Raw genomic sequence first — 14,961 nt, 5'->3', positions numbered from 1 at the left:
CTTCAAGAGGACGGCATTTTTTCATTCTTCATTTGCTTGACTTAAATATTCAGCGACGGTTTCCGCTAACTTGACAGGTAATCCTGCTTCCGCCAACTGTTCGATCGTTGCGCGTCGCAAGCTACGCATCGATCCGAAATGACGAATCAACTGCTGGCGTCGTTTCGGTCCGACTCCTGGTATCTCGTCGAGCAAGGAACGGGTCATCCCTTTTGAACGGAGCGAGCGGTGGAACGTGATCGCAAACCGGTGGACTTCATCTTGCATGCGTTGAAGTAGATAAAACGCACTTGAACGCGGACTTAGTTCAATTAACCGTGCACCTTCTCCGAACAACAACTGACTCGTCCGGTGTTTGTCATCCTTTTTTAATGACCCGACCGGCAGGGATAAACCGAGTTCATCTTGAATGACTTCTAAAGCAGCATTCAACTGTCCGACTCCTCCGTCAATCAGGACGAGATCTGGAAGGCGCGCTCCTTCAAGTAACAACCGACGATACCGACGGCGCACGATTTCCCGCATCGATTCATAGTCATCGGGTCCTTGCACCGTCCGGATTTTGAACTTCCGGTATTCCTTCTTAAGCGGTTTACCGTCTTCAAAGACGACGAGCGCCGAAACGGCGTCTGCTCCTTGAATGTTCGCATTATCGATGATCTCAATCCGGGACAATGGATGAACGTCGATCGCGTCAGCGAGTTCTTCGACTGCTTGAACGGTCCGTTTCTCGTCTTTCGCTAACAACTCGAAGCGTTCAGAGATCGCATTTTCAGCATTCTTCGTCGCTAAATCAAGTAATTTCCGTTTTGATCCTCGGACCGGAACATGAATTTTAATCGATAGCGCCTCTTTGAGCAACAGCTGATTGACGAGTGGCGGTACATAGACTTCACTTGGCTTGATATTCTTTTCGTAGAACTGGACGATGAAACTCTCGAGCTCTTCTGCCGGTGTACCATAAATCGGGAAAAGCGAGACATCACGTTCGATCATCTTTCCGCCGCGAAGGAAGAAGACTTGGACACACATCCAGCCTTTATCGACATGGATTCCGAATACGTCGCGTGACGTCAAATCCGCTGTGATCATGTTTTGTTTGTTCATGATCGACTCGATCGCCCGTACTTGATCGCGCAATTCTCCGGCACGTTCGAATTCCATCGTTTCGGCCGCGTCCGCCATCTTCTGTTTCAAGTCTTCGACAAGCTCTTTCGTGTCGCCCGACAAGAAACGTCGGATTTCTGAAACGAGCGCTTTTTGTTCCGACTCGAGATTCGGGATTTCGCATGGACCGAGACACTGACCGATATGGTAGTACAGACAAAGTTTTTTCGGCATCGGTTGGCATTTACGTAGCGGATATAAACGATCTAGCAGACGTTTCGTCTCGTTTGCCGCATACGCATTCGGATAAGGACCAAAATAATGACCACCATCTTTTTTCAACTTACGTGTCGTGATCAGGCGAGGATATGTCTCATTCGTAATTTTCAAGTACGGATACGACTTATCATCCTTCAACATGATATTGTACTTCGGATCATGTTTCTTAATAAGCGTCATCTCAAGCAACAACGCTTCTAGTTCACTAGCTGTGATGATGTATTCGAAGTCACGGACTTCCGCGACGAGACGTTCCGTCTTAATATCATGTGCTCCCGTGAAATAGGAACGGACACGATTCTTTAGATTTTTTGCTTTTCCGACATAGATGACTTCGCCGAATTCATTTTTGTGCAGATAACATCCTGGCTCATCAGGCAAAAGGGATAGTTTCGCTTTGATATGTTCTTGATGTCCCAAATAAATGTCTCCTTTCACCGTTTTTAGTTTTATTCGTTCGGGTAAATACCATACATTGATTATGACATACGGAGGATGAAAAATGCGTACATATGATTGCATTGTGATCGGAACAGGTTCCGCTGGAAATCAAGCGGCTTATAAATTCGCTGAAAAAGGACTACGTGTTGCCATCGTGGAGAACTTCACTCCAGGTGGCACATGCGCACAACGTGGATGTGACGCCAAAAAAATCTTACTGACGGGTAGTGAGACGAAAGACGCTGTCGAGCGATTGCTCGGATACGGCGTAAAGGGTCTGATTTCGATTGATTGGCGCCAATTGATGGAGCGAAAGAATGAATACACACGCGCCATCCCGGAGCAAACACGAAAGCGGTACGCGGAAACGGACATCGACTATTTCCATGGAGAACCGCATTTCGTGTCTTCACATCGCCTTCGAATTGGTGAAGAAGAAATCGAAGGGGAACAGTTTTTAATCGCAACCGGTCTAAGACCTCGCGAATTAACTGTACCCGGTAGTGAGCGTTTCATAACAAGTAATGAGTTTCTTGAACTGAAAGAACTTCCACGACGACTCGTCTGCATCGGCGGTGGTTATATCTCGTTCGAGTTCGCCCATCTCGCTCGTATTGCTGGCGCAGACGTCACGATCGTCTTACGTTCTAACCCCTTAAAACAATTCGAGAGCGAATTGGTCGATGTGCTGTTAGAAGCCACACGGGCACTTGGTATCTCCATCATCAAAGAAGCAGAGGTCGTCGCTTACGAAGAGGAATCACTTCATTTATCGAACGGCGACGTATTGAAGACCGACGTCGTCTTGAATGCGACTGGACGTGTCGCAAGTATCGACCAGCTTGGTCTCGAAGCCATCGGCGTTGCGCATAACGAAAAAGGAATCCATGTCAATGCGTACCTTCAGTCTTCCGTCGAACATATCTATGCCGCAGGAGATGTCGCTGTCAGCGGGAATCCCGCATTGACGCCGTTTGCTGGAACCGAAGGACGACTCGCTGCCGATAACATGCTCGAAGGGAACAACCGGAAACTGGAGCTGCTCCCTGTACCTAGCGTCGTATTCACTGCTCCGAACCTCGCCCTCGTCGGTGAAACGGAAGCTGCTTTGAAAAAAGCAGGTATTCCTTACCGTGGTCGCTTGATCGATACGTCCTCCTGGCAAACGAACGCACGGATCAAAGACAGTTTTGCTCGGGCGAAAGTGCTCGTCGGGGAAGATGATCAAGTACTCGGCGCACACTTCATCGGTGTCAATGCAGCGGAACTAGCAAACTATTTCTCGTTTGCGATGCAACACCGGATTCCAAGTACTTCGATGCAACAGACTGGATTCGCTTACCCGACACCGGCTTCAGACATCGCTTCGTTATTCGAGGATTGACAGGAGGCTTTTTAATGATTCAATACGGCTATACGATTTTATACGTTGAAGACACTGCGCAGACGCTGACATTCTATCGAGACGTTCTTGGCTTATCCGTCAAGGCGGAGCACGGGAGCTACATCGAGTTCGAGACCGGTCAGACGACACTCGCCTTCAATACGCGTGAAGACGTGCAACAGTTGATTCCGGATTACACGATACCGAGTGGAAAAACACAACAGACGTTAGAGATTGGTTTCATCACGGATGACGTCCCTACTCTATTTCAGAAGGTGGTGGAGGCAGGATATGAGACCGTCCTCGCGCCTGCACAAAAACCATGGGGGCAAGTCGTCGCCTATGTCCTCGACCCCGATGGTCACCTGATTGAACTTTGTACGCCAATGTAATCTAAAAAAAACAGACCATTCTGCCTGTGCAGAACGGTCTGTTTTGATATGCAGGAAAGAATTAGTTAGATGTTTCAACGAATTCTTTAAGTGCGTCTTTTGGCATGAAGCCCATTGTTTTGTTGACAGGTTGTCCATCTTTGAAGAGAACGAGTGTCGGGATACTTTGAACTTGGAATGCTCCAGCTACTTCTGGGTTTGCATCTACGTCGACTTTGACGATTTTTACATCTTGCATGTCAGCATCGAGTTCTTCAAGAACAGGTGCGAGCATACGACATGGTCCACACCATGTTGCCCAAAAATCAACAAGGACGAGTCCTTCTTGTGTTTCTTCTTTAAATGATTGGCTAGTTGCGTGTACGATTGCCATTGATCATAACCTCCTAATGAGTAGATCGACCCGGTAAAAAAATGGGTGATCTCTTTATTGATTCGAGTATATCATAGCAGTCTCTTCCAACAAACGAAACTGCTCACGCGAAAAATCCGCAAAAACAACCGGCACCATGATAATGGTACCGGCCTTCAAACTTATCCGTGAACGAGCATTTTTTTGAATTCAGCTGTCAATAATGGCACGACGTCGAACAAATCTCCGACGATACCATAGTCCGCGACAGAGAAGATGTTCGCTTCCGGGTCCTTGTTGATTGCAACAATCACTTTGGCATTTGACATCCCTGCTAAGTGTTGGATCGCACCTGAGATCCCACACGCGATATAAAGGTCCGGTGTAACGACTTTACCTGTCTGACCGATTTGAAGCGCATAGTCGCAGTAATCCGCATCACAAGCACCACGCGAAGCACCCACTGCTCCTCCGAGGACATCTGCTAGTTCTTGTAACGGTGCGAAGCCGTCCGAACTCTTGACGCCTCGTCCACCTGCGACGATGACTTTTGCCTCTGACAAATCAACGCCGCCTGTTGCTTTGCGTACGATGTCTGCGACGATTGTCCGTAAATCCTTCAGTTCAACCGTAACCGACTCGACCATTCCTTGTGAACTACCTGCTTCGAGCGGATCGATGTTGTTCGGACGGACTGTAAAGAGTGTCTTGCCTTCTGCGACTTTGACTTTTTCAAATGCTTTCCCCGAGTAGATCGGGCGAATGAATGACGCATCTGCGCCTTCCCCTTCAATCGCCGTCACATCACTGATCAAACCGGCTTGTAGTTTTGCCGCGATCTTCGGTGATAGATCCTTGCCGAGCGACGTATGACCGAAGACGAGCACGTCGGGTGACGTTCGATTCATCAACTCGAGGAAGACTTGTCCATAACCGTCTGGCGTGTAGTGTAAAAGACGCTCATCCTCGACGACGAGGACTTGGTCCGCTCCGCGTGATGCTAGAGCATCGGCATCCTTTGCGACATCGTGTCCAATCAGGACCGCGATGACTTCATCTGCGACACGTCGCGCTGCTGCGATTGCCTCAAACGACACATTCCGTAAACTACCATCCCGTGATTCTGCGAGTACTAATGCTTTTGTCATTCGTTTCTCCCCCTTAGACCACTTTTGCTTCGTTACGTAATAATGATGCGAGCTGCGCGACTTGCTCGTTCAGTTCACCTTCGAGGATCTTACCAGCTGCTTTGTTCGGTGGTAAGAAACGCTCAATCGTCTCTAGACGTGGTGCGAGTTCGTCTTCATCAAGTTCGAGATCATCGAGTTCGAGTTCTTCAAGCGGCTTTTTCTTCGCCTTCATGATCCCTGGAAGACTTGGATAACGTGGTTCGTTCAATCCTTGTTGCGCAGTGACGAGTAACGGAAGTGTTGTTTCGATCGTCTCCGTATCCCCTTCAGCGTCGCGTGTCACGACAGCTTTCGTACCGTCGAGCTCTAGTTTCGTGATCGTCGTCACGTAAGGGATATCAAGTAGTTCTGCGACGCGAGGCGCCACTTGACCACTTCCGCCATCGACTGCGACGTTTCCGGCGATGACGAGATCAACCGTTTGTTCCTTCAAATAACCAGCGAGCACTTCAGAAATCGTGAAATGATCTGCCTCTTCGATATCATCTTCAATCGAGATACGAACTGCTTGATCCGCTCCCATTGCGAGTGCTGTTCGTAATTCTTTGTCCGCATCTTCCGGTCCGACCGTCACGACCGTTACCGTTCCCCCTTGTGCATCACGGACACGAATCGCTTCTTCTACCGCATACTCATCGTATGGGTTAATGATGAACTCAGCGCCATCCTCATCGATTTGACCATTCTCGAGTTGGATTGCTTCTTCCGTATCGAATGTGCGTTTCAACAGTACATAGATTTCCATCTCATGCTCCCCCTTGTCGTCTATTCACCATCATTCTTTGTATCCGCTTACATAGTTGTTGTCATGAAAAGGGCTTAACTCAGCCCTTTGATCAACATCCGATGAATCCCGTCGCGTGTCTCAAGCAACTCATATTTGAATCCACTTGCCATCCAGCTCGTCACGACCTCATCGATCGTTCCGAAAATCATCTGACGTGCTAATCGATAATCCAGATCGTTTGAAAACTCACCTGTCGTCATCCCGTGCTTAACGACCCGGTCAATCAGATGCAAGTACGGCTTTAAGACGGCAGCGATGTTTTGACGCATGGCTTGGTTCGATTGACGCAACTCAATCTGCGTGACGACCGCTAAATCATAGTCGACGGATAATTGCTCGAGGTGTGCCTCAATCAATGCTGCCAATTGTTCCGTCGCTGATGTATGGCTCGCGATTTGTCCTTCGGAATATTCGATGAAGCTTCCCATTTTCGCTTGGAATAGCGAAATCAAGAGATGTTCTTTATTCTTGAAGTACAGATAGATCGTTCCATCCGCAACCCCGGCTTCCTTTGCGATGGCAGTCACTTTCGCTCCATGGTAGCCGTTCTTGGCGATGACTTTTACGGCGGCATCAATGATGCGGTCACTCTTTGACATTGTTCGTTTCATTCCACTATCTCCTAACGCATAAAATGAATGATGGTTCATTCATATTTATTCTATCATGTCATTTTATCCTGTCAACTGCTTTCTTCGAGTTGTTTGGCACGTTCTTCTTCAACGAGAACACGGCGGAGAATCTTACCAACGAACGTCTTCGGTAACTCTTGCCGGAATTCATACTGCTTCGGCACTTTGAACGATGCTAACTGTTTACGACAGAATTGATCGAGTTCTTCTTCCGTGACCGTCATCTCATCCTTGACGACGATGAACGCCTTGACGGTCTCTCCGCGGTAGACATCCGGAACACCGATGACGACCGCTTCTTTGACGGCTGGGTGTTCATATAGGATTTCTTCGACTTCACGTGGATAAATGTTGAATCCAGAAGCAATGATCAAATCTTTTTTCCGATCGACGATTCGGAAATAATGATCCTCACCGATATATCCAAGGTCTCCCGTATGCAACCAACCGTTTCGCAGAACAGCTTGCGTATCTTCTGGTCGTTTCCAGTATCCTTTCATGACTTGCGGACCTGTGACGATAATCTCACCAATCTCACCTGGAGCAGCTGGTGTCTCTCCGTCCGCTTGGACGATTTTCGCTTGCGTATCGGGTACCGGAATACCGACCGTTCCAGGAATCCGACGATCCCAGATACAGTTCGTATGCGTCACCGGACTCGTTTCAGACAGACCGTATCCTTCAACGATCCGCCCACCCGTCAGCGCTTCGAATTTTTCCTGCACTTCGACTGGTAGAGGAGCTGAACCAGAAATACAGGCTTCAATCGAAGAGAGATCATACTTCTTCAGCTTCGGATGATTCAATAGACCAACATACATCGTCGGAGCACCTGGGAACAGATTCGGTTTTTCCTTATGAATCGTCTTGAGTACCTGTTCGATATCGAATTTCGGAACGATGATTTGTTCATAGGCATTAAATATGCCGAAATTGAGGTTACACGTCATGCCATAGACATGGAAATAAGGAACGACTGCTAACAGCTTCCGTCCATCTCCTCGATTATATTTATAGAACCAGTTGTCGATCTGTTCGACGTTTGCACTCAAGTTAAAGTGTGTCAACATGACACCTTTGGGAGCGCCTGTCGTTCCACCCGTATATTGGAGAACCGCGACGTCCTCCTTCGGTTGAATCGCGACTGGTGTAATCGGTTCATACCCCCGCAAAGATAAAAACGGGATCGAACCTGTCGTATCAATGATGATGTTGTTATCTTTCCGTGCTTTAATCGGATAGAGTTTATTTTTAGGGAAGGGAAGGTAATCCGCGATACTTGTCGTCACGACGGTCTTGAGTGTCGTCGACGCCTTGACACGAGACGCTTTCGGATAGAGTAGATCGAGCGTCACGAGCATATGTGCTCCTGAATCGACGAGAATCTGTTCAAGTTCACGGTCTGTATAGAGTGGGTTCACTTGGACGACGATACCACCTGCATAGAGAACAGCATAATAACTGATCATATACTGGGGACAGTTCGGTAACATCAGTCCGACGCGATCCCCTTTTTTTAGTCCGTGCTCTTGTAATAGGCTCCCAAGTGCGCGGGCCTCGTCACGTACTTCACGAAACGTCATACGTTTTCCTAAGAAACTCAAGGCACGTTGTTCTGGAAAATCAGTCGCTGCCTCATCGAGTGCCTGATAAAGAGGTAATTCTCGATAATCAATCGATGCGGGTACTTGCTCGGGATAATCAGATAACCAAACGGATTCCATACGTTTCCCTCCCTGATAATGAATTACTATTCATTTTTATTATACGTTGAATCGAATTCGACATGCCAGTAAAATCCAAAAAAAGAAATCAAATCTGCTTGTTTTTTTCGATTCGTTCAATTAGAAATCATCATACAAAAAAGCAGCACCACCCTTTCTCGTTTCCGAAAAAGAAGAAGCACTGCTTTTTAATAGACATCACCGGGATGGATACGTAAATCCTTCACCAATGACTTCGCGCACTTTATGAATGACGACGAAGGCGCGGGGATCCGCTGCTTCGACGATCTGTTTCAACGGTGCCAGTTGTCGTTTATCGACGATCATATACAACATATCATTCTTTTGTTTCGTGAAATGACCGTGACTGTGGATGACCGTCGCGCTACGACCGAGTGTCTCTGTCAGGATCGTCGCGATCTCCTCTTGGCGATGACTGATGATCGTGACCGCTTCGCGGACATTTAATCCTTCGCTGACGAGATCAATCAAGTACGAGCCGATGATGATTGCAATCAACGTGTATAGCATCGTCTCTTCTCCGAATAGGAACCCTGATGCACCGACGACCGCGACATCGATGATAAACATCGAGACCGCGATACTGAGATTCAAGTATTTATTCATCAGTCGAGCGATGATGACTCCCCCGCCCGTCGTTCCTCCAGCACGAATGACGAGACCAATCCCAACACCAATCAGAATTCCCGCATAGACCGTACCGATTAAACGGCTATCTGATGAAGTTGCAAGACTTGCTGTTGAGGAGAGGACAAATGATGTGACGGCGACCGAGATGACGGAGTAAAGCATCGTCTTCCGGCTGAGGAATCGATAACCGACGACGAACAGCAAGGCGTTCGCAATCAGGGAAACAAGTCCCGTATCCCAGCCATAGAGGTAGTAGAAGATGACCGTGATCCCGATCAATCCACCTTCAGATAAATCGTTCGGAATCGTAAAGTAGTTGATTCCAAAGGCGAGAATCGCCGACCCGATGATGACCCAGAAGATGTCCTTCCAAGAAATCAATTGCATCGCCTCAAAAGCACGGCGTCTCGTTTCTGTCGTTGTTGATGTTTTTCGTACGTTCATATGCGTTCCTCCTTTTTTGATTAGGCGTGGCTTCCAATAAAAATTCCGTACTGAAACGATGTCAGTACGGAATGATCACACGGTAAGACCGGTTCTTTTAATTAAATACAATCCAAAGGATACCGACGACCAAAAAGGCGATCGAAACCCCGAACATGATTTTCGCTAAACGTTCTAACACGGATTCACCCCACTAACGCTGATCCGATGACGTAGGACATGCCGATCGATAAGGCACATGAAATGATACCGACAGCAATGTTGCCGTTCTCGATTTCACGGTCTACCGGCAAATTCGGTGTCAGGAATTCAAAGATCCAGTATGTCGATATCAACAGTAAGAAGCCAAAAGCACTTTCAAGAAATATCGACCCGACCCGTTCTTCCCCTTGAACAGCGAAATGAACGATATTGGCGAGTCCGATGATTTTTCCACCTGTTGCTAACGCAACGGCGATGTTGCCACTCTTGATATGTTCCCAGTTTTTATACCGGGTTGTCAACTCAAAAAGTGCAAGTCCTAAAATGATCAGTAATCCCGCGACCGAATAGAGCGCTGTCGTGTAGACATAGACGTTCTCAAAAATGTTCATCTTGCTTTCCTCATTTCAGTTCGATGATCGTCACACCGTGTCCGCCTTCACCTTGACCACCTAAGCGGTGACCTTTGACGTGACGATGACCTTTCAAGAATTCTTGGACACCTTGACGCATCGCTCCCGTACCCAGACCATGGATGACACGAATGTGGTCGTAGTTCGATAACAAAGCTTGGTCCATGAAGCGTTCAAGCTTCGATAATCCTTCTTCAACACGGACGCCACGTAAATCCAGTTCAGCTGAAGGCGCCGATTGTTTCGTCACACTCGTACCACCAGAACGCCCTTTTGTTTGAGGACGTTTTGGAGTACTGCCGATCTTCGCAAGATCTTCCGGTTTGACGTTCACCTTCATGATGCCGACTTGAACGGTGTACTCGCCGTTCGCCTGTTGGTTGATGATATAGCCTTTTTGATTGAACGTCGTGACTTTGACTTCTTCGCCTTTATCAAAACGTGGCGTTTGATCGTATTTCGCTTTTACTTTAGCAATCCGCTTCTCTTGCAGACTCGGCTTCGCATCTTCAAGTTTTTTACGTGCCTCGATCAGTTCATGCTCTTTGACGGCACCAGCATCACGCAATTCTTTCAAACGTTTAATGACGCCTTCAGCCTCTTTTTGGGCACGTTCGACTGCACGTGCTGCTTTTTCTTCCGCTTTTGCCAGAATCTCATTTTTCTCTTCCTGAATCTCTGCTTGTTCTTGCTCGAATTGCTCACGCTCTGCAACGAGTCGTTTCTTCTCTTCTAGCAACTGAGCCTCTAACGTTTCAGCACGCTGTTTCGCCTCTTCCAGTCGTTCGATCATCGTTTCGACGGATTGGGCGTCGCTACCGATTTGACCACGTGCCGCGTCGATGATCCGGTCTTCGAGTCCAAGACGTTTTGAAATCTCGAACGCGTTCGAGCGTCCTGGTACACCGATGAGTAAGCGATACGTCGGGCTGAGTGATTCGACATCGAATTCCATCGACGCGTTGACGACTCCTTCTCGGTTATAGCCGTATGCTTTTAATTCCGAATAGTGCGTCGTCGCTGCAACACGTGCTCCGCGGCGTTTCACTTCATCAAGAATTGCAATCGCCAGGGCAGCCCCTTCTGTCGGGTCCGTTCCCGCACCCAATTCATCAAACAGCACCAAACTCATGAAATCGATTTTCTCCATCATCGAGACGATGTTCGTCATATGCGAGCTGAACGTCGACAAGTTTTGTTCTATCGACTGTTCATCCCCGATATCGGCATAAATCGCATCGAAGACACTGAGCTCCGTCTCATCTGCTGCCGGCACGTATAGTCCTGATTGCACCATCAATTGCAAAAGACCAATCGTCTTTAAGGTAACCGTCTTACCACCGGTGTTCGGACCTGTGATGACGAGAGATGTAAAATCGCCACCTAGCGAGACAGTGATCGGTACGACCTCTTCTTTTGGAATGAAGGGATGTCGTGCTTCCTTCAGAATGATATGGCGATTTTCATTCAAGCGTGGTTCGACCGCTCCAATCTGATGACCGTACAACGCTTTCGCCATGATGAAATCAAGTTCTGCTAGTACATCGAGATTGATGCGCAGCGAGTCGCCGACACTCCCGACAAGTGCTGATAATTGTGCGAGGATTCGTTCGATTTCAGCTCGTTCTTTCAAACGCGCTTCTTGGATCTCGTTGTTCGCAGAAACGACGGCTTGTGGTTCGATGAACAACGTTGCACCGGACGCCGACTGATCATGAACGATCCCACCGAACGCTTGACGATATTCTTGTTTGACCGGGACACAGTAGCGATCATTTCGCATCGTCACGATTGCGTCAGATAGCATCTTCGCTTTACTACGTAAGACACTATCGATTTTTGAACGAACTTGTCCTTCGAGCGAACGCAACTGACTACGTAACGCTCGTAATTTATCACTTGCCGAATCTTGAACAGTTCCTTGGTCGTCAATGGCATGGCGAATCCCCTGTTCGATCTCAACGAGCTTCGTGATCTGTTCGATTCGACTGTCGAGTCGTGGTAATCGTAGATCCGGATGATCTTCATGCAATCGTTCTTGGAACGCCTTCACTTGACGTCCTGAATAGACGACGTCTGCAACGGATAAGAGTTCACTCGTCGAGAGGACCGAACCAATTTCTGCCCGTTTCACTTCACTGCGGACATCTGTCAATCCACCGAACGGGTAACGGTCACGCAATCGGTAAACCGTCGTTGCTTCCGTCGTGACGGCTAACAATTCCTTGACCTGCTCGAACTCTTCCGCTGGATGCATCGCTCGAACGAACTGTGCTCCAAGTGAGCTTGCTGTGAACGATAACATGTTTTCTTTTAACTTCTCATATTCTAAGACGCGTAATGCGTTGGCATTCATTTAATCCACTCCTAAACGTTTTCGACCGAAGAAGGCAAGTGCTGCTTCAGCGCTCCACGTATTGATGACATCAGACGCCTCCAAATAGGCTTTACGTGCATGGAGGACTCCAAGTTTCATATCTTCTAACATTTCTGGTCGGTGTGTATCCGTATTGATCAAAATTTTCACACCAGCAGCCTTCGCTTTTGCTAGGGAACTTGCCGTCAAATCGAATCGTGCAGGGTTTGCATTCATCTCAAGCGCTGTTCCTGTCTCGGCTGCTAGTTCGATCAAGCGATCGACGTTAACGGCATAGCCCTCTCGTCTACCGATGATTCGTCCTGTCGGATGGGCAATCAGAGAAATGTAAGGATTACGACACGCATTCTCAAGCCGTTGCATGATCTCTTCTTCCGTCTGATCGAATTTCGAATGAATCGAGGCAATGACGTAATCCATCTCTTTTAAGAAATCATCTGCATAATCGAGCGACCCATCAGGCAAGATATCCATCTCGACGCCACATAAAATCGTCATCTCGGGATGTTTCTTGCGTGCTGCTTCGATTTCGACCCGTTGCGCACGTAGACGCTCTTCCGTCAATCCATTGACGAACTTCATATACTTACTATGGTCGGTGATCGCCATCCATGTATACCCTCGTGCAGCACACGCATCGACTAGTTCTTCAACAGATAATGTTCCATCTGACCATGTCGTATGCATGTGCACATCTGCTTGAATATCCTGTTCCGTTAAAAGGTGTGACAAATCCTGCTCGAACTCTTGACGCCCTGCTCGTAATTCAGGTGCGATGAACGGTAAGTCGTACCGCGCAAACAATTCTTCTTCCGTCTTCGGCTGTACTAATCCTTGCTCGGTTTCAACGCCATATTCAGAAATGCTCTCTCCCCGTTCTTTGGCGAGCTGACGCATCCGGACATTGTGATCCTTCGAACCCGTGAAGTGATGTAATGTGGATGCGTACGCCGCGTCATCGACGATTCGGAAATCAACCGCGATATAATGGACGTCTCGTTTTAAGACGAGTGATACTTTCGTGCTGCCGGCAGCGATGACTTCATCGATGAGCGACAGTTCCAAGAGTTGCTCCTTGATCCGTTCCGGTTCGTTCGTCGAGAGGATGAAATCAAGATCCTTGCACGTCTCTTCTGCTCGGCGGAAGCTTCCACCAACTTCGAAGCGAATGATTTCATCGAACGACGCAAGGGTCTGATTTAATTCCGCAACGACCTTCCGCATGACACCATACGGTAATCGTTCTGGTCGTGTTTCAAACGTTTCGAGCGCTTTGACGTACTTTTCGACCGTCTTCTTACCGAATCCAGGCATCGCTTCGACTGTACCATCCGCTAATTTCTCTGCAAAGGAATCCGCATCAATGACGCCGACTTCATGCAATTTAGCAAGTTTCTTCCCACCAAGACCTGGGATCTTCAGTAAAGCAATCAGTCCTTCCGGTACTTCTTGTTCGAGTTCCGTCAGTGCCGTACTCGTTCCCGTTTCCCGGTACTCCTCAAGAACAGCAGCCGTTCCTTTACCAATCCCCTTCATCGCCGTGAAATCGTCGATTGCCATGAAGTCAGCATCGGATGCCTCGAGGATACTTGCTGCTTTTCGGAAAGCATTGATCTTAAACGGATTTTCCCCTTTAACCTCTAGATAGACTGAGATTCGTTCTAAGTGACGCATTGCATCTTGAATCGTACGCATGTGCAATTCTCCCCTCAAAAAAAGCTCCCATTTAACGGGAGCATGTTTATTTTATCAATCCAACTTTGTCCATCAGCCAATTCGCAAGGAGCGGTGTATGTTGGATGATGAAGCTTGCCAAACTCGAGTCTGCGATCGCATCCTGTATCGACTGAATCGGAACGAATGCTGCGAGGAACAAGAGTAAGAAAATGAAGATGTACATCTCGATAAAGCCGAAGACGCCACCTAATAATCCTTTGACTTGTTTTAAAATCGGAATGTTCGTCAACGAATCAAACATCGACAACAAGATTGCTAAGATGATTTTTGTACCGAAGAACAGGACGACGAACCAAAAGGCTTTGTAGAACACCTCATCGAGTCGTGCTGAACTTGGAATTGCGAACATCGTCAAGTCGATTCCCGCATCATCTAGTGTCGACGGATACGGTACCCACAAACGGAATTTCGTCGCCAATTCTTCATAAAACGACAAGGCGACGATGAAGGAAATGATCAGGCTGAGCAAATGCCCGGCCTGCAATACGACTCCCCGTCGGACACCCGTCATGACGCCTAAGGCGAGAAGTAATAAGATAACGAAAGAAATCATAGTTTATAGTTCACCCAAATTCTTTTTTATTTTTACGTAATCACTACCAATATTAAGCGCCGCTAGGACGGCGATTTGACGAACGTCGAGTTGTGGTGCTTGTTCTCGGATTTCTCGAATTTTCGTATCGACGAGGAGACCCACTTCGCGTACGTGTTCTGGCGACTCCGTTCCGACAATCGTATAATCATTGCCTGCGATATGAATCGTCGTCCGGTTCAACCCTTCTGAATCAGCCATTTTTCTGTCCTCCTCATACTTTGCTTCTTTCATATAGTACCATCATTTTCGTTTTAG

At 47.8% G+C, this 14,961-nt stretch carries 14 protein-coding genes; 2 read left to right on the top strand and 12 right to left on the bottom strand.

Features of this window, described 5'->3' with window-relative positions; genetic code table 11:
• Nucleotides 1-21: 21 nt before the first annotated feature.
• Nucleotides 22-1,806 carry an excinuclease ABC subunit UvrC gene (uvrC, locus tag KNQ06_RS03145; RefSeq protein WP_047393598.1) on the bottom strand — a complete coding sequence of 595 codons (1,785 nt, stop codon included), beginning with the start codon at nucleotides 1,804-1,806 and terminating at the stop codon, nucleotides 22-24.
• Nucleotides 1,807-1,888: 82 nt separating this feature from the next.
• Here uvrC and KNQ06_RS03140 point away from each other — a divergent pair, with 82 nt between their 5' ends.
• Nucleotides 1,889-3,211, top strand: a complete 1,323-nt coding sequence (locus KNQ06_RS03140; protein ID WP_215147316.1) for a dihydrolipoyl dehydrogenase family protein — start codon at nucleotides 1,889-1,891, stop codon at nucleotides 3,209-3,211.
• A gap of 14 nt (nucleotides 3,212-3,225) precedes the next feature.
• The gene (locus KNQ06_RS03135) at nucleotides 3,226-3,603 is read left to right on the top strand and encodes a VOC family protein (RefSeq protein WP_050677629.1); all 378 of its coding nucleotides are present in this window, start codon (nucleotides 3,226-3,228) and stop codon (nucleotides 3,601-3,603) included.
• A gap of 61 nt (nucleotides 3,604-3,664) precedes the next feature.
• Here the strand turns inward: KNQ06_RS03135 and trxA are convergent, their stop codons facing one another.
• From trxA to zapA, 11 genes are all read right to left on the bottom strand, one after another.
• Nucleotides 3,665-3,976 carry a thioredoxin gene (gene trxA, locus KNQ06_RS03130; RefSeq protein WP_023468994.1) on the bottom strand — a complete coding sequence of 104 codons (312 nt, stop codon included), beginning with the start codon at nucleotides 3,974-3,976 and terminating at the stop codon, nucleotides 3,665-3,667.
• A 161-nt stretch (nucleotides 3,977-4,137) separates the two neighbouring features.
• Nucleotides 4,138-5,103, bottom strand: coding sequence for an electron transfer flavoprotein subunit alpha/FixB family protein (locus KNQ06_RS03125; protein ID WP_215147314.1), 966 nt, complete (start codon nucleotides 5,101-5,103; stop codon nucleotides 4,138-4,140).
• Between the two features lie 13 nt (nucleotides 5,104-5,116).
• On the bottom strand, nucleotides 5,117-5,890 hold the full coding sequence (locus tag KNQ06_RS03120; RefSeq protein WP_050677631.1) for an electron transfer flavoprotein subunit beta/FixA family protein: 774 nt from the start codon (nucleotides 5,888-5,890) through the stop codon (nucleotides 5,117-5,119).
• Nucleotides 5,891-5,964: 74 nt separating this feature from the next.
• The gene (locus tag KNQ06_RS03115; RefSeq protein ID WP_215147312.1) at nucleotides 5,965-6,543 is read right to left on the bottom strand and encodes a fatty acid metabolism transcriptional regulator FadR; all 579 of its coding nucleotides are present in this window, start codon (nucleotides 6,541-6,543) and stop codon (nucleotides 5,965-5,967) included.
• Between the two features lie 71 nt (nucleotides 6,544-6,614).
• Nucleotides 6,615-8,288, bottom strand: coding sequence for an AMP-binding protein (locus tag KNQ06_RS03110; protein ID WP_050677633.1), 1,674 nt, complete (start codon nucleotides 8,286-8,288; stop codon nucleotides 6,615-6,617).
• Between the two features lie 198 nt (nucleotides 8,289-8,486).
• Nucleotides 8,487-9,383, bottom strand: coding sequence for a YitT family protein (locus KNQ06_RS03105; protein ID WP_050677634.1), 897 nt, complete (start codon nucleotides 9,381-9,383; stop codon nucleotides 8,487-8,489).
• A 185-nt stretch (nucleotides 9,384-9,568) separates the two neighbouring features.
• On the bottom strand, nucleotides 9,569-9,976 hold the full coding sequence (locus KNQ06_RS03100) for a DUF350 domain-containing protein (RefSeq protein WP_023469001.1): 408 nt from the start codon (nucleotides 9,974-9,976) through the stop codon (nucleotides 9,569-9,571).
• 10 nt (nucleotides 9,977-9,986) lie between these two features.
• Nucleotides 9,987-12,353: an endonuclease MutS2 gene (locus KNQ06_RS03095; protein ID WP_214771082.1), complete on the bottom strand. Its 2,367-nt coding sequence runs from the start codon at nucleotides 12,351-12,353 to the stop codon at nucleotides 9,987-9,989.
• Nucleotides 12,354-14,069, bottom strand: a complete 1,716-nt coding sequence (gene polX, locus KNQ06_RS03090; protein ID WP_214771085.1) for a DNA polymerase/3'-5' exonuclease PolX — start codon at nucleotides 14,067-14,069, stop codon at nucleotides 12,354-12,356.
• A 46-nt stretch (nucleotides 14,070-14,115) separates the two neighbouring features.
• On the bottom strand, nucleotides 14,116-14,664 hold the full coding sequence (locus KNQ06_RS03085) for a CvpA family protein (RefSeq protein WP_050677637.1): 549 nt from the start codon (nucleotides 14,662-14,664) through the stop codon (nucleotides 14,116-14,118).
• A gap of 3 nt (nucleotides 14,665-14,667) precedes the next feature.
• Nucleotides 14,668-14,904 carry a cell division protein ZapA gene (gene zapA, locus KNQ06_RS03080; protein WP_029342308.1) on the bottom strand — a complete coding sequence of 79 codons (237 nt, stop codon included), beginning with the start codon at nucleotides 14,902-14,904 and terminating at the stop codon, nucleotides 14,668-14,670.
• Between the last annotated feature and the right edge of the window lie 57 nt (nucleotides 14,905-14,961).

Origin of the sequence: Exiguobacterium sp. s91, from assembly GCF_018618915.1 — a bacterium.
GTDB lineage: Bacteria > Bacillota > Bacilli > Exiguobacteriales > Exiguobacteriaceae > Exiguobacterium_A > Exiguobacterium_A abrahamii.
Note: the sequence above shows the minus strand (reverse complement) of the source record. Positions and strands in the feature narration are given on the sequence as shown.